Annotated in this window: 16 protein-coding genes and 3 pseudogenes; 7 read left to right on the top strand and 12 right to left on the bottom strand. The window is 60.4% G+C overall.

Going from position 1 to position 18,469, the window contains the following annotated elements; genetic code table 11:
• Window positions 1-5: 5 nt before the first annotated feature.
• Entirely contained in the window at window positions 6-359 is a 354-nt protein-coding gene (rpoZ, locus tag AC0L4F_RS01730) for a DNA-directed RNA polymerase subunit omega (RefSeq protein WP_244684555.1), read from the bottom strand.
• Between the two features lie 106 nt (window positions 360-465).
• On the bottom strand, window positions 466-1,017 hold the full coding sequence (folK, locus tag AC0L4F_RS01725) for a 2-amino-4-hydroxy-6-hydroxymethyldihydropteridine diphosphokinase (protein WP_244686301.1): 552 nt from the start codon (window positions 1,015-1,017) through the stop codon (window positions 466-468).
• A 145-nt stretch (window positions 1,018-1,162) separates the two neighbouring features.
• Between folK and AC0L4F_RS01720 the strand changes: the two genes are divergently transcribed.
• Window positions 1,163-1,735: a LabA-like NYN domain-containing protein gene (locus tag AC0L4F_RS01720; protein WP_244684544.1), complete on the top strand. Its 573-nt coding sequence runs from the start codon at window positions 1,163-1,165 to the stop codon at window positions 1,733-1,735.
• A gap of 263 nt (window positions 1,736-1,998) precedes the next feature.
• Here the strand turns inward: AC0L4F_RS01720 and AC0L4F_RS01715 are convergent, their stop codons facing one another.
• The gene (locus AC0L4F_RS01715; RefSeq protein ID WP_244684542.1) at window positions 1,999-2,457 is read right to left on the bottom strand and encodes a c-type cytochrome; all 459 of its coding nucleotides are present in this window, start codon (window positions 2,455-2,457) and stop codon (window positions 1,999-2,001) included.
• A gap of 162 nt (window positions 2,458-2,619) precedes the next feature.
• Between AC0L4F_RS01715 and ispH the strand changes: the two genes are divergently transcribed.
• The 5 genes from ispH to AC0L4F_RS01690 all read left to right on the top strand — a co-directional run bounded on the left by ispH (window position 2,620) and on the right by AC0L4F_RS01690 (window position 6,262).
• Window positions 2,620-3,573 (top strand): 4-hydroxy-3-methylbut-2-enyl diphosphate reductase, encoded by a 954-nt coding sequence (gene ispH / locus AC0L4F_RS01710; RefSeq protein ID WP_244684525.1) that lies wholly within the window; start codon window positions 2,620-2,622, stop codon window positions 3,571-3,573.
• A 32-nt stretch (window positions 3,574-3,605) separates the two neighbouring features.
• On the top strand, window positions 3,606-4,307 hold the full coding sequence (locus AC0L4F_RS01705; protein ID WP_244684523.1) for a MarC family protein: 702 nt from the start codon (window positions 3,606-3,608) through the stop codon (window positions 4,305-4,307).
• Window positions 4,308-4,343: 36 nt separating this feature from the next.
• On the top strand, window positions 4,344-4,958 hold the full coding sequence (locus AC0L4F_RS01700) for a LysE family translocator (RefSeq protein ID WP_244684521.1): 615 nt from the start codon (window positions 4,344-4,346) through the stop codon (window positions 4,956-4,958).
• Window positions 4,959-5,154: 196 nt separating this feature from the next.
• Window positions 5,155-5,613, top strand: a complete 459-nt coding sequence (rnhA, locus tag AC0L4F_RS01695; RefSeq protein WP_244684519.1) for a ribonuclease HI — start codon at window positions 5,155-5,157, stop codon at window positions 5,611-5,613.
• A gap of 25 nt (window positions 5,614-5,638) precedes the next feature.
• Window positions 5,639-6,262, top strand: coding sequence for a trimeric intracellular cation channel family protein (locus AC0L4F_RS01690; protein WP_244684516.1), 624 nt, complete (start codon window positions 5,639-5,641; stop codon window positions 6,260-6,262).
• Window positions 6,263-6,267: 5 nt separating this feature from the next.
• Here AC0L4F_RS01690 and AC0L4F_RS01685 read toward each other — a convergent pair whose 3' ends face one another.
• From AC0L4F_RS01685 to AC0L4F_RS01670, 4 genes are all read right to left on the bottom strand, one after another.
• Complete coding sequence (locus AC0L4F_RS01685) at window positions 6,268-7,434, bottom strand: DNA recombination protein RmuC (RefSeq protein WP_244684514.1); 1,167 nt, start codon at window positions 7,432-7,434, stop codon at window positions 6,268-6,270.
• Window positions 7,431-9,356, bottom strand: coding sequence for a DNA mismatch repair endonuclease MutL (gene mutL, locus AC0L4F_RS01680; protein WP_244684512.1), 1,926 nt, complete (start codon window positions 9,354-9,356; stop codon window positions 7,431-7,433). Before mutL ends, AC0L4F_RS01685 begins: the two co-directional genes overlap by 4 nt.
• Before the next feature lie 113 nt (window positions 9,357-9,469).
• The gene (locus tag AC0L4F_RS01675) at window positions 9,470-10,810 is read right to left on the bottom strand and encodes an ammonium transporter (RefSeq protein WP_244684510.1); all 1,341 of its coding nucleotides are present in this window, start codon (window positions 10,808-10,810) and stop codon (window positions 9,470-9,472) included.
• A 35-nt stretch (window positions 10,811-10,845) separates the two neighbouring features.
• Window positions 10,846-11,184: a P-II family nitrogen regulator gene (locus tag AC0L4F_RS01670; RefSeq protein WP_244684508.1), complete on the bottom strand. Its 339-nt coding sequence runs from the start codon at window positions 11,182-11,184 to the stop codon at window positions 10,846-10,848.
• Between the two features lie 328 nt (window positions 11,185-11,512).
• On the opposite strand from AC0L4F_RS01670, the pseudogene AC0L4F_RS01665 reads away from it, so the two are divergent.
• Window positions 11,513-13,655: pseudogene (locus AC0L4F_RS01665) on the top strand (transglycosylase domain-containing protein).
• Between the two features lie 12 nt (window positions 13,656-13,667).
• On the opposite strand, the pseudogene AC0L4F_RS01660 reads toward AC0L4F_RS01665, so the two are convergent.
• From AC0L4F_RS01660 to smpB, 5 genes and pseudogenes are all read right to left on the bottom strand, one after another.
• Window positions 13,668-14,845, bottom strand: a pseudogene (locus tag AC0L4F_RS01660) (SulP family inorganic anion transporter).
• 290 nt (window positions 14,846-15,135) lie between these two features.
• Window positions 15,136-16,320, bottom strand: coding sequence for an amino acid aminotransferase (locus AC0L4F_RS01655; protein ID WP_244684506.1), 1,185 nt, complete (start codon window positions 16,318-16,320; stop codon window positions 15,136-15,138).
• Between the two features lie 4 nt (window positions 16,321-16,324).
• A pseudogene (gene sseA, locus AC0L4F_RS01650) lies at window positions 16,325-17,181 on the bottom strand (3-mercaptopyruvate sulfurtransferase).
• A 119-nt stretch (window positions 17,182-17,300) separates the two neighbouring features.
• Entirely contained in the window at window positions 17,301-17,591 is a 291-nt protein-coding gene (locus tag AC0L4F_RS01645) for a hypothetical protein (RefSeq protein ID WP_244684504.1), read from the bottom strand.
• A gap of 363 nt (window positions 17,592-17,954) precedes the next feature.
• Complete coding sequence (gene smpB, locus AC0L4F_RS01640; protein WP_244684502.1) at window positions 17,955-18,431, bottom strand: SsrA-binding protein SmpB; 477 nt, start codon at window positions 18,429-18,431, stop codon at window positions 17,955-17,957.
• Window positions 18,432-18,469: the final 38 nt, after the last annotated feature.

Genomic DNA, 18,469 nt, shown 5'->3' with positions numbered 1-18,469 from the left:
CGGGGTTACCCCTGGCCTTGCGCTTCCATCAACGCCCGCAACAATTTTTCCTCGGACATATCGTCGTCCTGCGGCTTGTCGGGTTCTGCCCCCATAAGCAACGCCATGGCGTCCTCTTCGGGTTCGTCCACCTCGATCTGGGTCTGGTTGCTTTCGATCATCCGTTCCCGCAGCTCGTCGGCGCTTTGGGTTTCTTCAGCGATCTCGCGCAGCGAGACAACGGGGTTCTTGTCGTTGTCGCGATCCACGGTAATGGCAGCACCGGCCGACACCTCGCGCGCCCGATGGGCGGCAAGCATCACCAGTTCAAACCGGTTGGGAACCTTATCAACGCAATCTTCGACCGTCACGCGGGCCATTGGGAATCTCCGTCTGCCGAGTTCTGTCAGAAGGTGTAGGTCTTAAAGCGGATCAAAAGGCTTGACAAGCAGGTTTTCCAACAGGCGGCTCGCAATTTGTCGCGGCTCACAGAGGTTTGACATCTGCCACCTCGGCGACGGGCAAATCCGCAGTCATTTCCGCAACACTGCGGCCCAGAACCGGATGCACCCAATCCGGCGCAATATCCATCAATGGCACCAAGACAAAGGCCCGGTCCTGAATGCGGGGATGGGGCAGGATCAACTGGTCCGGGGCCAATTGCATCTGCTCTTGCAGGGTCAGATCACGCCATCGCCCCCAGGTTGTATCGTCGGGTGCGACCTGCGCACCCAGCGCGATAAGGTCAAGATCAAGGGTTCGCATCCCCCATCGCTGGTCCCGCTCGCGGCCAAATTCCGCTTCGACCTCATGCAAAAGCTGCAACAAAGCCTCTGGTGCGCCCAACCAGTCAACGGCAATCGCCGCGTTGACATAGTCGGGCCCGGCACCGGGCGGAAAGCAGGGTGTTGCGAAAAATCGGCTTTGCGCGCGAATCACCAAATCGCGCGCCTGTAAACGGGAAATGGCAGTTTCGATACTCTTTTGTGGCGAATCCTTCCCTAAAGGCAAGTTCGCACCAAGCGAAATAAAGCCCAACTTCCCGTGATAGTTGCGCTGAAAAGCGCCATTTTTATCATCGCTCTCTTGCAGCACGGCGGTTTTCCACTACCCTTATAGATGGCTCTCCCGCAAAATTTCACTCACACCGCGGGCCAGAGCCTAATTATTGGAAGGGCATTTTATGTTTTACAAGGACGAACGGCTCGCGCTGTTCATTGACGGATCCAATCTTTATGCAGCCGCCAAGGCACTTGGGTTCGACATCGACTACAAACTTCTTCGGCAGGAATTCGTCAGACGGGGCAAGTTATTGCGCGCGTTTTACTACACTGCATTGCTGGAAAACGAAGAATATTCACCCATCCGGCCCTTGGTCGACTGGCTGCACTATAACGGGTTCACCATGGTCACCAAACCGGCCAAGGAATACACCGACAGCCAGGGCCGCCGGAAAGTCAAAGGCAATATGGACATCGAACTTGCGGTTGATGCCATGGAGCTTGCTTCGCGGGTTGATCATATCGTGTTGTTTTCTGGTGACGGTGATTTCCGGCCTTTGGTCGAAAGCCTGCAACGCCAGGGCGTTCGGGTTTCGGTGGTCTCCACCATTCGCAGCCAACCCCCGATGATTGCCGATGAATTGCGCCGCCAGGCGGATAATTTCATCGAGCTCGACGGGTTGCGCGACGTGATTGGCCGCCCACCGCGTGAACCGATGGAAGAACACGCTGAACACGCCGCCGCTGCGGTCTGAACCAGCGCCGTAGGCGGAAACCGATCGCGTTTTGTTGCGATGCGGTGACGGCTTTATGCGGCACAAAGTTTTGGACGCGACGTTTCGACAGGATGCTTTGACAGTGTGTTTTTTACACCGGACCTGCAAAACGCTGCCGACCACCACGACCACCCACTCCTCTGGTCCTCACGATGGCCCTACGGGCCACCGCTCTCTGCCCCCCACGACAGCCCGGCAAACGGGCCTGCGGTTTTTTGGGCCTTCGGTTTTTGGGCCTGCGGTTATTGTGCCGCCTCGAGCCGCCGGTTCATTGCATTGTGACGCGCAATGATCTTTTGCGGCCATCGGGATTTGATAAAGGCCAAAACGGCCAGGATATCATCATCGCTCAGGACATCCTGAAACCCGACCATGTCGGTGGCCATGGCCCCGCCGGTCACCACCTCGGTTCCGAATTTGGTGATTGCAAACAGCTGTTCATCGGCATGATGCCAGGTATGCCCCGTGGCATCATGCGGCGGCGCACGAAACGACCCGTCCTTGTTGCGTGACCGCCAGTCGGCCTCGCCCTGCAAATTGGCCCCATGACAGGCAGAGCAGTTTTCGTCATAAAGCAAAGCACCACGGGATACCGCCATCGCGTCCCAATAGGGGAAAAGACCGGCTGCATCTTCTGGACGTGTCTCTGCCCCTGCGATACCCGCCACACAGACCATCACCGTTGCCATTTTGATTTTCATTTTGCACCTCTTTTGACCACACTGGCCTACATTCCCCCTCGGTCAGACCTTCCAACAGGGGAAGGTCAAATCACCGCAGCGTGATCCCGCCACCGAATGGCCCCGATCACTGGACGCAAGCCGCACAAAGCAGTACCCCGACCCTGCACACCGGAGACCGCCATGACCCATACATCGCCCCTGACCCTGTATCTTGCCGCGCCGCGCGGTTTTTGCGCCGGTGTCGACCGGGCCATCAAGATCGTCGAAATGGCGCTGACCAAATGGGGCGCGCCGGTCTATGTCCGCCACGAGATCGTGCACAACAAATACGTCGTTGATGACCTGCGCGACAAGGGCGCAGTGTTTGTCGAAGATCTGGCAGAATGCCCGGATGACCGCCCAGTGATCTTTTCCGCCCATGGTGTGGCGAAATCGGTTCCGGCCGCGGCCGAGGCGCGCGAGATGATCTATGTCGATGCCACCTGCCCCCTGGTCAGCAAAGTCCACATCGAGGCACAGCGCCACGCCGAAAACGGCCTGCAAATGATCATGATCGGCCATGCCGGCCACCCCGAAACCATCGGCACCATGGGACAATTGCCCGAGGGTGAGGTTCTTTTGGTGGAAACCGTGGCGGATGTGGCCACCGTCGAGGTGCGCGATCCCGCCAAATTGGCCTTTGTCACCCAGACCACCCTGTCGGTTGATGACACCGCCGATATCGTTGCCGCGCTCAACACCCGGTTCCCGGCCATCGTCGGACCGCACAAGGAAGACATCTGTTACGCCACCACCAACCGCCAGGAGGCGGTCAAGGCCATGGCGGCAAAATGCGACGCCATGCTGGTGGTCGGCGCGCCGAATTCATCGAATTCCCGCCGTCTGGTCGAGGTCGGCTCTCGCGCGGGCTGTGCCTATTCGCAACTGGTGCAACGCGCCAGCGACATCGACTGGCGGGCGCTGGACGGGATTTCCAGCATTGGCATCACCGCCGGGGCCTCTGCCCCCGAGGTTTTGGTGAACGAGGTGATTGACGCCTTTCGCGCACGTTATGATGTCACGGTGGAACAGGTTGAAACCGCGCAGGAAAATGTCGAATTCAAAGTCCCGCGTGTCTTGCGCCAACCGGCCTGACGTCACGCCACCCCCCAATCAGAAAGAGAGTAATGAACTGGAATGACCTGATCCGCGAATTGGTAACCTTGGTTGTGGTGATCGACCCTGTCGGCACAATCCCGGTCTATCTGTTTGCCGTACAATCCGTGCCCCGTGCGCTGCACCGCAGCTTTGCCATACGCGCCATCGTGATCGCCACGCTGGTGCTGTTGGTGTTTCTGGCGGCCGGTCAGGTCATTCTGGAAACCCTTGGCCTGCGGCTTGGTTCGTTCCAGATTGCCGGCGGCATCATTTTGTTCCTGTTTGCCATGACGATGATATTCGGCGATTCCAAACCGAACCGCGAAATCGAAGAGGCCTGCCGCGACCATCTTGCGTCGGCGGTCTTTCCATTGGCCATGCCGTCCATCGCCTCGCCGGGGGCGATGCTGGCGATTGTGGTCCTGACCGACAATCACACCGAACCGCTGACCGACCAGATCATCACCGCCGGCCTGCTGATCCTTGTGCTGGCCTTCACGCTGGTCCTGCTTCTGGCGGCAAGCGCCATCCACCGCCTGATCGGCAACACCGGCGCCAGTGTCATAAGCCGGGTGATGGGCATCATTCTGGCCACCATAGCGGTGGATTCCGTGCTGGGCGGGCTGGATGCCATGGGGGTGCTGACGGTCGATGCCACCGCAGAGGCGCCCGTGTTCTGGATGTCCCCCGAACAGCCCGTCACATGGGTTGACACAGCTGCCCTCGCCTGACCTGATCTGCGCCGGAACGATCGGGGATAGATCAAGATGCTCAGCCTTCAGTTTTTGCTCACCGCGCTTGTTGTCGTACTCGCCCCCGGCACCGGTGTGATCTACACGATTGCCATCGGCCTGGGTCAGGGGCGGCGGTCCGCGCTCTGGGCGGCACTTGGCTGTACGCTGGGGATCTTGCCTGCCCTTTTGGCGGCGGCGGCGGGGCTTGCGGCGGTGCTGCATTCTTCGGCCTTGCTGTTCAATCTAGTGAAATATGCCGGGGTGGCCTATCTCTTGTGGCTGGCCTGGCAATCCTTACGTTCAGGCGGCGCACTACAGATCCGCGCCCGCGAAAGGACCGAGTCCGGCCCTCACATCGCCTGGCGGGGTATTCTCATCAACGCGCTGAACCCGAAACTGTCGATTTTCTTTCTGGCACTGCTGCCGCCGTTCCTCTCTGGCACACCCGGCACAGCAACCCTGGAAATCGCCATCCTGGGCGGGGTGTTCATGGCGCTGACCCTCGCGGTCTTTGCGCTTTACGGCAGTTTCGCCGCCGCCGCACGTCAGGCGATCCTCGGATCTGACCGGGTGATGACCTGGCTCAACCGGTCCTTTGCGGCGGTCTTTGCCCTGCTGGCCGGGCGTTTGGCGCTGGATCGCGCCTGATTGTTCCATGGCCGGCTCCGGCAAGGCCCGAACTCCCACACCATGGACCCAGCTGACCGCTCACCCAATCCGCCAATTCATCTGACCAAAAATATCCCGGGGGTGAGGCCAAAGGCCGAGGGGGCCGGCCCCTCTCCCCTTGCAACCATGCGCAGGCTTTGCGATGTGGCACCAACGCAATCCAAGGATGCCCATCATGCCCGATCTTTTTGCCTATACCGACGGTGCCTGTTCCGGCAATCCCGGCCCTGGCGGCTGGGGTGCGCTGATGTTGGCCCGGGACGGCGACAAAGTGGTCAAGGAACGCACGCTGAAAGGCGGCGAAGCCATGACCACCAACAACCGGATGGAACTGCTGGCCGCGATCCACGCTCTGGAGGCGCTGGAACGGGCGTCAACAATAACCGTGGTGACCGACAGCGCATATGTCAAAAACGGCGTGACCTCCTGGATCTTTGGCTGGAAGAAAAACGGCTGGAAAACCGCGGCCAAGAAACCGGTCAAGAATGTCGAACTGTGGCAACGACTGGATACGGCACAGGCGCGCCATGATGTGACATGGCAATGGGTCAAGGGCCATGCGGGCCATCCCGAAAACGAACGCGCGGACGAATTGGCGCGCGAAGGAATGGCACCGTTCAAGGAAAAATCGTGAACCGCGCACAGCAATGGGGCCAACCATGATCCTGACACTTCTGGATTACGCATCGGTGTTTGTCTTTGCCCTGACCGGCGCGCTGGCTGCGTCACGCGCTCAGTTGGACATCATCGGCTTTGCCTTTCTCGCCTGTTTGACGGCCGTGGGCGGCGGAACGGTGCGCGACCTGTTGCTGGATCGCAATCCGGTTTTCTGGATGGCGGATCCCGGTGTGATCCTGATCGCCGTTGCCGCCGCCATCACGGTCTATTTTTCGGCCCATCTGGTCGAAAGCCGCCTGCGGCTGCTGATCTGGCTCGACAGTTTTGCCCTGGCGGTCGCCGTTGCGGCGGGCACGGGCGTGGCCATCGCGCTGGACCAGCCGACCACAATTGTGGTGATCATGGGGGTCACGACGGGATGTTTCGGCGGTTTGATGCGCGATGTGGTCGCCAATGAGGTGCCGGTGATCCTGCGCCAGGGCGAATTATACGCCACCGCAGCGCTGGCCGGATCGTCGACGGCGTTGATTTTGCTGGAACTCGGATTTCCATCGGAAATCCGCTTGTTGGGCTGCGCGATCATAACCTGGATCTTGCGCGCTGGCAGCCTGCGGTTTGGCTGGCAGCTGCCGCTCTATAAATCCACCCCGCCGCGCGAAAAATAGCGCGCTCAGGTCTTGGCCAGCGGCACCACGTTTGCCTCAGCCTCTGGTGCCAGTTCTTCGAAATCGAAATTGTCCAGCCGCCGGGCACGACGCCCGGCCTTGTCGGAACTGATCTTGATTTCGGCGATATCCTTGGCCGCCTGACCAAAATGCCGGTCGAGGTTTTCAACCCGCGTGCCCAGCCGTTCGACATCACCAAACAACAGGCTCAATTCCTTGCGGATCGCCCCGGCCTGTTCCCGCATCCGGGCGTCTTTCAGGATCGCGCGCATGGTGTTCAACGTCGCCATGCAGGTGGTCGGCGACACGATCCAGACCCGCGCGGCAAAACCGTCGCGCACCACTTCGGGGAAATTTGCGTGCAGCTCGGCGTAAACCGCCTCGGACGGCAGGAACATCAACGCGCCATCGGCGGTTTCACCGTCGAGGATATAACGCTCGGAAATATCCTTGATATGTTTGCGCAGGCTTTGGCGCAGCTGGGTTGCCGCGCGCTGTAACCGTTCCGGGCTGTCGGCGTTGCGCAGGGCCTCATAGGCCTCCAGCGGAAATTTGCTGTCGATGGCAATCGGCCCCGGCGGGTTGGGCAGATGGATAAGACAATCGACCCGCTTGCCGTTCGACAGCGTCGCTTGCAGGGTATAGCTGTCCGACGGCAGCGCCTTGGACACGATGTCGTTCAACTGGATCTCGCCAAAGGCCCCGCGCGTCTGTTTGTTCGACAGGATGTCCTGCAAGGACAGCACATCGCCGGACAATTTGGTGATATTGTCCTGTGCCTTGTCGATGGCGGTCAGCCGTTCCTGCAATTCACCAAGACTGTGGGCGGTGCGGCGGGCAGAGCCGTGCAGGTTCTCGCTCATCTGCTGTTGAACCTGCGCCAGCCGCTGCTCCATCATCTGCAACATCTTGATCTGGCTCTGGGCCTGCGCCTCGCTGACGTGATGCAACCCGCCAGAGAGCCGCTCTTGCCCATCGCCCAGCGCCTGCACCCGCTGGCCCAGCGTTCCCATTTGATGCGCCAGCGGCTCGGTCATGCGGGCGGTGCGACCGGCGGCCCGGACCGCCACGATCAACAACCAAAAGACAGCAATGATCAGCAACAGCCCGGCCAAAGCGGCCAGCGCCAATGGGTCACTGAGGGTAAATGCGGCGTCGCCAATCTGGATCATGTGCGGCCAAACAATCTTTCAATATCGCTGAGTTTCAATTCCACATAGGTGGGCCGGCCATGGTTGCATTGCCCGGAATGCGGCGTCGCCTCCATGTCGCGCAACAGCGCGTTCATTTCATCCGCCTGCATCCGCCGTCCCGACCGGATCGAACCGTGACAGGCGACACGGCTCAGGATGGCATCGATCCGATCCTTGAGCTGTGCCGATTGGCCAAGGTCGTGCAGTTCATCCAGGATGTCACGCAACAGCGCTTCGCCGTTGACCTCGCCCAGAATGGCCGGGGTTTCGCGAATGGCCACTGCGCCACCGCCAAAAGGTTCGACCGAAAGGCCAAGCTCGCGCAGCGCATCCACATGTTCCAAAAGCAGGGCGCAATCGGTGTCAGAAAGGTCGACCACCTCGGGGATCAAAAGCGCCTGCGCCGCAATGCCATTTTCCGCCGCCTGCCGCTTTAGCCGTTCATAGACCAGACGTTCATGCGCGGCATGTTGATCGACAATGACGATGCCGGCTTCGGTTTGCGCGATGATGTAGTTTTCATGCACCTGCGCCCGCGCTGCGCCCAGTGGTAGGGACTGTGGCAGGGGAGACTGCGACAAGGACTGCGGCGCCTGCTGTGACCGCGCGTCGGGCCCATGTGGACCTGCATCGCTGTGGGCAGCGTTATGATCGGGGCTGAGGTCGGGACCGTAAAAGGGTTCGACCCGCGCGCTATAGCTGGTGGCCAAATCGGCAAATCCCGGCGATTGCGCCTGATAGGATGCATTGCGCGCACCCGCGCTGGGCCGATCCATTTGATAGACACGCGGTTCGACCACTTCGGGGCGCATCGCCCCAAGCGTGGCCCCGGCCACAGTGGTCGAGGCACGATGCCCGGCATCGGCCAGCGCATGGCGCAAGCCCGACACAATCAACCCGCGTGCCAGACCGGGATCGCGAAAGCGGACCTCGCTCTTGGCCGGATGCACGTTCACATCCACCAGATGTGGATCACAATCGAGGAACAGCGCCACCGCCGGATGCCGGTCACGCGACAGGAAATCGGCATAGGCCCCACGCAGCGCGCCATAGAACAGCTTGTCCCGCACCGGGCGGCCATTGACGAACATGTATTGCGCCACCGCCGAGCCGCGCGAATAGGTCGGCAGAGCGGCAAAACCGGTCAGGTGCAACCCCTCGCGCTCCGCATCCAGCGGCACGGCGTTTTCGCTGAACTCTCGTCCCAGGATCTGGGTCAGACGGCCGTTCAGCGCGTCGAACAAGTCGCCGGATTGCGGATCCGCGCGAAAGCTGACGCGCTCTTTGTCGCCGGTCACGTCGCGCAGGGTGAAACCGACAAAGGGTTCCGCCATGGCAAGCCGCTTGACGACGTCGGAAATCGCCTGTGTTTCGGCCCGGTCACTGCGCAGAAATTTCAGCCGCGCCGGCGTGGCAAAAAACAGATCGCGCAGCTCGACCGTGGTGCCGCGATTACAGGCGGCGGGTTTGACCGGTGCGGGATTGCCGCCCTCGACATGGATCACCGCCGCATCCGCCCCCGCCGCACGCGAAGTGATGGTCAAACGACCGACCGCACCAAGCGACGGCAGCGCCTCGCCCCGGAATCCAAAGGAGTGAATGTTGAGCAGATCACTGCCGTCGATCTTGGACGTGGCATGACGTGACAAGGCCAGCGGCAATTGTTCGGCGGTCATGCCACAGCCATTGTCGCGCACCCGGATCAGCGATTTACCGCCGCCGGCAATGTCGATCTCTATCCGTGTGGCCCCGGCATCCAGTGCGTTTTCCACCAGCTCCTTGACCGCCGACGCGGGGCGTTCGACCACCTCGCCTGCGGCAATTCGATTGACTGCGGCCTCATCCAGCTGGCGGATGATTGGGGCCTCACGGTCGCGGATATTGGGGGTCTGGTCCTTCATGCCGCAAAACCTAGCATATCCGCATTTGATTCTGCGAGAGACAAAGAAAAGGCCCGGACGTTTCCATCCGGGCCTTCGCAAACTGTATTTCTCAGACCATTGGTCGGCTGAGATCAGCCCTTGGAGAACTCTGGGTATGCTTCCATGCCCAGCTCAGCCATGTCGAGACCGGTGATCTCTTCTTCCTCGCCGACGCGGATGCCCACGGTGGCCTTGAGGATGAACCAGACGACGCCCGATACAACGAAGGTAAAGATACCAACAACCAGGATCGAATAGAGCTGTGTGCCGATGGATGCGTCACCGTTGGTCAGAACAACCGCGAGTGTGCCCCAGATACCAGCGAACAGGTGAACCGGGATCGCGCCAACAACATCGTCAATCTTCAGCTTGTCGAGGAACGGAACCGCGAAGACCACGATCACACCACCGACAGCACCGATCAGAGTTGCGGAACCCAGGGTCGGGGTCAGCGGCTCTGCTGTGATCGACACCAGGCCAGCCAGCGCGCCGTTCAGCACCATGGTCAGGTCCGGTTTCTTGTACAGCAACTGGGTCAGGATCAGAGCGGCAATCGCGCCACCCGCAGCAGCGGTGTTGGTGTTGGCAAAGATGCGGCTTACGTCTGCAACGTCACCGACTGTGCCCATGGCCAGCTGCGAGCCACCATTGAAACCAAACCAACCGAGCCAAAGGATAAACGTACCCAGAGTGGCAAGCGACAGGTTCGAGCCCGGGATCGGGATAGTCCGGCCTTCTTTGGAATATTTGCCGATACGCGGCCCAAGGATCAGCGCGCCAGCCAGAGCGGCCCAGCCACCAACCGAGTGCACAACTGTGGAACCGGCGAAATCAAGGAAACCCATCGCATCAAGGAAGCCACCGCCCCATTTCCACGACGCCTGCAGCGGATAGATAATCGCGGTCAGGATGATCACGAAGAAAAGGAACGGCCAAAGCTTGATACGTTCGGCCAATGTGCCCGACACGATCGACGCAGTGGTCGCACAGAACATCAGCTGGAAGAAGAAGTCAGACCCGGTCGACGCATAGCCGTAATCATCGGCATCTGCCGCGCTGACGCCCACTGCCTCAAGAACACCGGGGCCCCAGACGCCGGACAGGATGCCATCAATCGACCATGTGCCCAAGGGATACATCAAGTTGTAGCCAATCAGGTAATAGGCAATCGCGGCCAACGAAAACAGCGCAATGTTCTTGGTCAGCTGCATCGTAACGTTTTTGGAACGCACAAGGCCCGCTTCGAGCATGGCAAAGCCCGCGGCCATCCAGAACACAAGGAAGCCGCCGATGAGGAACAGCAACGAGTTGAAGATGAAGACGCTGTCGGTTGAGGCGTTCACACCTGCCACCGGACCCTCGTCCTGAGCGAGCCCAAGGCTGGGCAGCACAACAAGTGCGGCCACCGGGGCTAGTGTCTTGAGAAGTTTCATATTTCCGTTTCCCTTGTTTGTCCGGGGACGCCCGCTTACAGCGCGTCTTCGTTGGTTTCACCGGTGCGCACGCGCACGGCCTGTGCCACATCGAGCACGAAAATCTTGCCGTCACCGATTTTTCCGGTTTGGGCGGTTTTGGTGATGGTTTCGACAACCTGGTCGGTCATGGCGGCCGACACGACGATTTCGAGTTTGATCTTTGGAACGAAGTTCACCGCGTATTCCGCGCCGCGGTAAATCTCGGTGTGCCCGGACTGGGAGCCGAAGCCCTTGATCTCGGTCACCATCATGCCGCGTACACCGATGCCAGTCAGCGCCTCGCGAACCTCTTCAAGCTTGAACGGCTTGATTGTTGCAATGATGAGTTTCACGTTCTTCCCTTTCGGTATGCAGGCCGGGCCTGTCAGTTAGCAGGTCGGGCCTGCGGATTTCGCAACCGCAGAAAAGCGGCGGAACACCCCAAACGGGAAGGTTTTGACGCCAAAATAGGCGGCGATTTCCGCGCCATTTGCACAATTTTTGCACAAATGCAGGTCTTCGCACAAAAATTAGACGATAAATAAATTACAACTGTGCGGCACCGCCCTCTACAACAAGGCCAGAAAGGGCTATTTTACGGAAAAAGCCAAAAACCCGAGCAGGTCAGTGAGATGAGTGATTCCAGCGGTCGTAAGCCGCGATTGAGAGCGGACAAACGCTATCCCTCCAAGGGGCCGAGCACCGCACGCAAGAAAACCACCGCGCCCAAGAAGCCTGGCCCCGAAAAAGAAACGTCCCGCCGCGCGCCGTAAACCGGTGCGGCGTGGTCCGATCGGGTATCTGGCGATGTTCCTGCGTTGGATTGTGCGGTTGGTGGTGCGCATTGGCGTGACCGTGACAGCGGTGATTGCGCTTCTGGTGGGCATCGGGGTCTATTACTACAACGCGACCCTGCCGCCGGTGCAGGAGCTTCTCGACGGGCGCGCACGCGGCTCGGTCACCATGCTGGATAACAGTGGCGCGGTGTTTGCATGGCGCGGCCAGCAATTCGGCGGCGCGATTGATGCCAAAACGGTATCGCCGCATCTGCGCAATGCCGTGGTCGCGACCGAAGACAAACGGTTTTACCGCCATTTCGGCGTCAGCCCCCGTGGCATTGCCAGCGCGGTGCGCATCAACCTGAGCGAGGGGCGCGGCCCGTTGTCCGGCCATGGCGGGTCGACCATCACCCAGCAGACCGCAAAACTGCTCTGCCTTGGCACGCCCTATAACGAACAGGATTGGAAGAGCGAACGCGCCTATGAAGCGGAATGCCGCGAAGGTTCGCTCTGGCGCAAGATCAAAGAGGCGACTTATGCCATTGCGATGGAGGTCAAATACTCCAAGGACGAGATCCTGACCATCTATCTCAACCGGGCCTTTCTGGGCGAAGGATCGCGCGGGTTCGAAGCCGCAAGCCAACGCTATTTCGGCAAATCCGCGAATGAGGTCGCACCGGCAGAGGCCGCGATGTTGGCCGGCCTGTTGGTGGCCCCCTCGCGCTATGCCCCGACCAACAATCTGGAACGCTCGCAGCGGCGGGCCGCTACGGTCATTCGTCTGATGGAGGAACAGGATTACCTGACCGCCGCACAGGCCCAGGATGCACAGGCAAACCCCGCCGTCCTGTCAGATGCCGCCGAGGCCGAGGCCGGCGGATATTTCGCCGATTGGGTCATGTCGTCAGGGCCGGAATTCTTTACCCGCAACACCACCGAAGACGTCATTATCCGCACGACGATGGATCAACGCATCCAGAAGGCGGCCGAAGATGCGATGACCTTTATTTTTGAAAACAAGGTGCGCGAAGGATCAAAGGCGCAGGCGGCCATTGTGGTGATGTCTGCCGATGGCGCCGTGCGCGCCATGGTGGGCGGGCGCCGGACCAAGGTTTCTGGCGTGTTCAACCGCGCGTCCCAGGCCAAGCGCCAGACCGGGTCGTCCTTCAAACCCTTTGTCTATGCCACCGCAATGGAAATGGGCTATTCGCCGCTGGACACGATCCGCGACGAACCGTTCTGCATGAACATCCCCGGTTCCGGCGAATGGTGCCCAAAGAATTACACCAAGGATTACAAAGGTCAGGTGACGCTTACCGAGGCGCTCAAAAGGTCCTTGAACATTCCGGCGGTGAAAATATCAGAAGTCACTGGGCCGGGATCTGGTGCAGAAAGTGGCGCGGGACTTTGGCATCGAAAGCGCATTGGCCGACAGCCCGGCGATGGCGCTTGGCGCATCGGAGGCCACTTTGATCGAAATGGTCGGGGCCTATGCCGGCATCCTCAACGGCGGGTCTTCGGTCACGCCTTATGGATTGGTCGAGCTGAAGCTGCTGGGCGACGATACGCCCTTGATGGACACCACCGGCGGCATCGGCGAACGGGTGATCCAGAAAGAGGCGGCAGAATCGCTGATCTATATGATGGAAAAAGTGGTGTCCGAAGGATCGGGACGCCGTGCCGCCCTGCCCGATCGCCCCGCTGCGGGCAAGACCGGCACAACCCAAGCCGCGCGTGACGCGTGGTTCATCGGCTTCACTGCGGATTACGTCGCCGGGGTCTGGATGGGCTATGACGACAACACCCCGCTGACCGGGGTGACAGGCAGCGGTCTTCCGGCCGAAATCTGGCACGAAACCATGGTGCGCGTGCACAAGGGACTGCCGGTGCGGGAATTGCCGATGAAGATACCGGCGCGCCCCGCCCCGGCCCCAGAGCCGCAAAACCCGCAACAAACGCAGCGCCGCCCCTCGGCGGGCAATGGCCCCGATACTGTGCTGGAACAGGTTCTGCGCGATCTGTTTGGCGGTGGGCGGTCGAACTGACGTCTGCGAATATCAACGCTCTCGGGGTGTCCAATCCGATGGCGGCACCTTGCGCCGTCTGAGGCGCAGGGCAAGCCCGAGAGCGACCCCAACGCCAATCGCAATGGTGAGGTCCGCAAACACGGTCAGCACCATGGTCAGAAGCAACAAGAACTGATCTGATCGCCGTTCCTGTAGATAGCCCCGCCATTTATGCGGCTCGCTCATGTTCCAGGCGGTCAGGATCAGCAACCCGGCCAGCGCTGGCATCGCCAGATAACCGGCCAATGGTGCGGCCAGCAGCATGACCAGCAAGATGGTCACCGCATGCACGATCCCCGCCACGGGCGTCCGCCCCCCGGCGCGAATATTGGTTGCGGTGCGCGCAATGGCCCCGGTCGCGGGCAGGCCACCAAACAGCGCGGAGCCAATATTGGCATAGCCCTGCGCCAGCACCTCGGCATTGGGTCGGTGGTGCCCGTCGATCATCTTGTCCGCCACCATTGCCGACAACAGCGATTCAATTCCGGCCAAAAAGGCGATGACACAGGCCGACGGCAACAGCTCTACCACCCGTTCCAGCGTGATGGCCGGAATGGCCGGCAGAGGCAGGGTATTTGGCAAGGCCCCAAAGCGGGAATACAAACTATCCACCGGCAGCTGGGCCAGCGCCACAATCGCCGATGTCGCCCCGACGGCCAGAATCAATCCGGGAAATTTCGGCGCGAGCCGCGCAGCACCACGATCAGAACCATCGTGACAAGCCCGATGAGAAAGGCGGCGAAATTTGCGCTGTCACGGGCGGCCCACAAGGCCTCGATCTTGGCCAGAAATTCCGCCGGGTCTTCTGCGATGGACACGCCAAACAGATCCTTGATCTGGCTGGCCGCAATGATCACCGCAATGCCAAGCGTGAACCCGTTGACCACCGGTTCGGGAACATAGGCCACCAGATTGCCAGCCCGCAAATAGCCCGCGACCAACATGATGATCCCCGCCATGAACGTCGCAAGCACAAGCCCGTCATACCCGTGTTCGGCAATCACCCCGAACACCACAACGATAAATGCGCCAGTGGGGCCGCCGATCTGAACCCGGCTGCCGCCCAGCATGGAAATCAAAAGCCCGCCGACAATCGCGGTGATAAGACCCTTTTCCGGCCCGGCACCGGAGGCGATGGCAATCGCAATACTCAGCGGCAGGGCCACCATGGCCACCGTAATGCCGGCGGCAACGTCACTGCCAAATTGCGGGCGATCATAGCTCCGCAGAGTTGTGAAAATCTTGGGCTTCATCGGACAAGCCAGTCATGCAAATTTCATTGGGGTCTGTCCCGGATGCTGTGCAAGGCGGGGCGAGACAGCTCAACGGTAGCGCCGCCACCCTGCATCCGCAACGCACAGATTGCCGCATCATGGCGCACGGGGCGCGCGCCATGGGGGCCGCAACGAAAAAGGCCGCCCTTCTCAGAGCGGCCTGTCATATCATTTGTGAACCGTGTTCAGATGCCAGTATCGACAATCGCCTTGGCCAGCACCGGCACCGTCTGGGCGTTCAACCCGGCAATATTCATCCGGCTGTCCCCGACCATATAGATTGCGTGATCTTCGCGCAGTTTCTGCACCATGTCGGGCGATGTCCCCAAGCGCGAGAACATGCCGCGATGCTCCGCCAGGAACCCGAAGCGGTCAGAGCCAGAGGCCTCTTGCAGGGCCCGGGCAAGGCTTTCGCGCAGCGTCAGCATGCCCAAACGAATGTCTTCCAGTTCCGCCATCCAGTCGGCGCGCAGTTTTTCATCCGTAAGCACCATGGTCACCAACCGGGTGCCGTGGTCCGGCGGGAAGGAATAGTTCTGCCGGTTGAGATGCGCCAACGCACCTTGGTGAATGTCGCGCCGCGCCGGATCATTGCTGATCGCCATCGCCAGCCCGGCCCGTTCCCGATAGATGCCGAAATTCTTGGAACAGGACGCCGCGATCAGCAGCTCCGGCACCGATTTTGCCACCAGCCGCACGCCAGCGGCATCCTCTTGCAGCCCATCGCCAAAGCCCTGATAGGCGATGTCGATCATCGGGGTCGCGCCGGTTTTCAGCAGCAGGTCAATCACCGCCTGCCATTGGGTCAGGTTCAGGTTGGCCCCGGTCGGGTTGTGACAGCAGCCATGCAACAGCACCAGATCGCCCGGGCTGGCCTGCGCCAGATCTTCGAGCATGCCGTCAAAATCAACGCCGCCGGTTTCGCTGTCGAAATAGCGGTATTCGACATTGGGCAACCCCATGAATTTCAGGATCGACAAATGGTTCGGCCAGGTCGGATCCGAGGTAAAGACACGCACATCCGGGTTGGCCATACGCGCCAGTTCGAAACAATTGCGCACCGCGCCAGTGCCGCCGGGCGTTGCCGCCCCGGCAATATGCGCCGCAGGCACCGCATCCCCCAGGATCAGATCCGCCATCGCATCCTTGTAAGCCGGATCACCGATCAGCCCGACATAGGATTTGGTGTCTTCCCGTTCCCAAAGCAGCTTTTCCGCCGCCTTGATCGCGCCAAAGATCGGGGTTTTGCCAGAAGCGTCCTTGTAAACGCCGACACCCAGATCGACCTTGTGCGGGCGCGGGTCGTCCTTGTACATCTTCATCAGCGCCAGAATTTTGTCGGCGGGCATTTCTTGAAGGTTGGTCAGCATGGTCTCAGGCCTCTCCGGTGGCTACGGGCACTGTGGGAAATTGGCCCCATTCCGCCCATGACCCGTCATAAAGCGAATGGTCGGTCTTGCCCATGCGTTCCAGCGCCAGCGACAGGATCGCCGCCGTCACGCCAGAGCCACAGGTGGTGATGACCGGTTTGTCCAGATCGACACCCGCCGCTTCGAACAATGCGCGGGTCTCTTGCGGGGATTTCATCGTGCCGTCCGCGTTCAGCAGGCTGGCATAGGGCACATTGCGCGCGCCGGGAATATGCCCGGCCCGCAGGCCCTCGCGGGGTTCGGGGCTGTCGCCACGGAACCGCGCCGCACCGCGGGCATCAACAATCGCATGACTTTGCAATTTCGCGGCGGCGGACACCTGGGTCACGTCGCGCAGCAGGGCGTTTTGCACCCGCACCGTCATGTGCCGGTCGCGGATCACCGGCGGCATATCTTCGGTCGCACGGCCCTCGGCGGTCCATTTCGCCAGACCACCATCCAGCACCGCGATATTGTCCTGTCCCATCAACCGGAACAGCCACCACACACGGGCGGCCGAGAACAAACCGACGCTGTCATAGACCACAACCTGATGGCCGTCGCCGACGCCAAGCGCGCGCATCCGCGACATGAATTTTTCGACCGGCGGCACCATATGCGGCAAATCGGACCGAGCATCAGAGATTTCCTCGATGTCAAAGATCGCGCGCCGGGAATATGGCTCGCGTCATATTCGGCACGTGCATCGCGCCCGGCGTCGGGCAAATGCCACGACGCATCCAGAATACGAAGATCCGGGTCCTTCAGATGCTGTGCCAGCCAATCGGTCGAGACCAGTGTTTTGGGATCGTCTTGTGCCATATATCCCCCATTGCGCCTTTGCTTCTTCCTACTGAAGCCGACAGAGGGACACAAGTGGCGGCTGCCCTGGGGGAGGGCACCCGCCGCCTGTGATGGGGTTTGAACGCCCCGGACGCTGGTTATTTCGCCATCATGTTCTTGACCGCGCCGACAATGGCCAGCACCACGCCACCACCGACACCGCCGCCGGCCACTTGGCCCAGAAGCGCACCAATGTCCAAACCGGCCATTTCGCCCGCTGCACCAGCGGCATCCGGCGCGCCAATCATCGACAAAAGCGTCCCGCCAAGACCGCCACCGACAATGCCGGAAATCGAGTTGATGAGCATACCCTGATCAAGTTTGCCGAGAAGCTTGCCCGCGACGTTGCCGCCAACCGCGCCGGACAAAAGGCTGATAATGAGTTCCACGTGACTGTCTCCTGAATGGGATCTACCCGTTGTCCCGGCCATGCAGCAGGGTCGGTCAATCAATACCGATCAAACAGAACGGTGGTGACGGGAATGTGTCAGCGGTATTCCCCGCTCTGCCACTGGGGCGTGGCAGGATATGGATTTGCCTTGTAGATCCTGACATCGGGCGACCGGGGTCTTCAGGCGGCAAAAACTACTTGTTTGTTTGGCGGCGCGGCACAATCTCGGGGCCGGCAACACTGGCGCGCAATCTGAGCTTGATACGGGAGGCCCGACTGTAGGTCTGGGATACACGGGGTACTCTCGCCGTTACAGCGCGCGCATTATCGCGCTGTCAGATCGCAATCAAGCATAGGTAAATCACGCGTCGTGGCGCAACAGCCGCTGTTTCTGGCGGTTCCAGTCACGCTGCGCATCCGTCGCGCGTTTGTCGTGGTTCTTCTTACCCTTGGCGATGCCGATTTTCATCTTCGCCAGACCCTTGTGATTGAAATACAGCACAAGCGGCACCAGGGTCATCCCCTTGCGCTGAGTCTCGGACCAAAGCCGCGACAATTCCTTGCGGGACACCAAAAGCTTACGCCGGCGACGCTCTTCATGTGGGAACATGGCGCGGTTGTACGGCGCGATATAAGAATTGACCAACCACAATTCACCCTCTTCCACCGCCGCATAGCTTTCGGCGATATTCGAAGAAGTCTCGCGCAGCGATTTCACCTCTGACCCGGTCAGGATGATCCCACATTCGATGTCATCATCGATCGCATAATCATACCGCGCCCGCCGGTTTTCGGCGAGGACCTTGTAATTGGGATCTGTGTCTTTTTTCTTGGCCATTGGACTTCACTATATCGGGTTGCTTGCCCTGTCCATCA

The organism is Marinovum sp. J2-8 (assembly GCF_055808435.1).
Note: the sequence above shows the minus strand (reverse complement) of the source record. Positions and strands in the feature narration are given on the sequence as shown.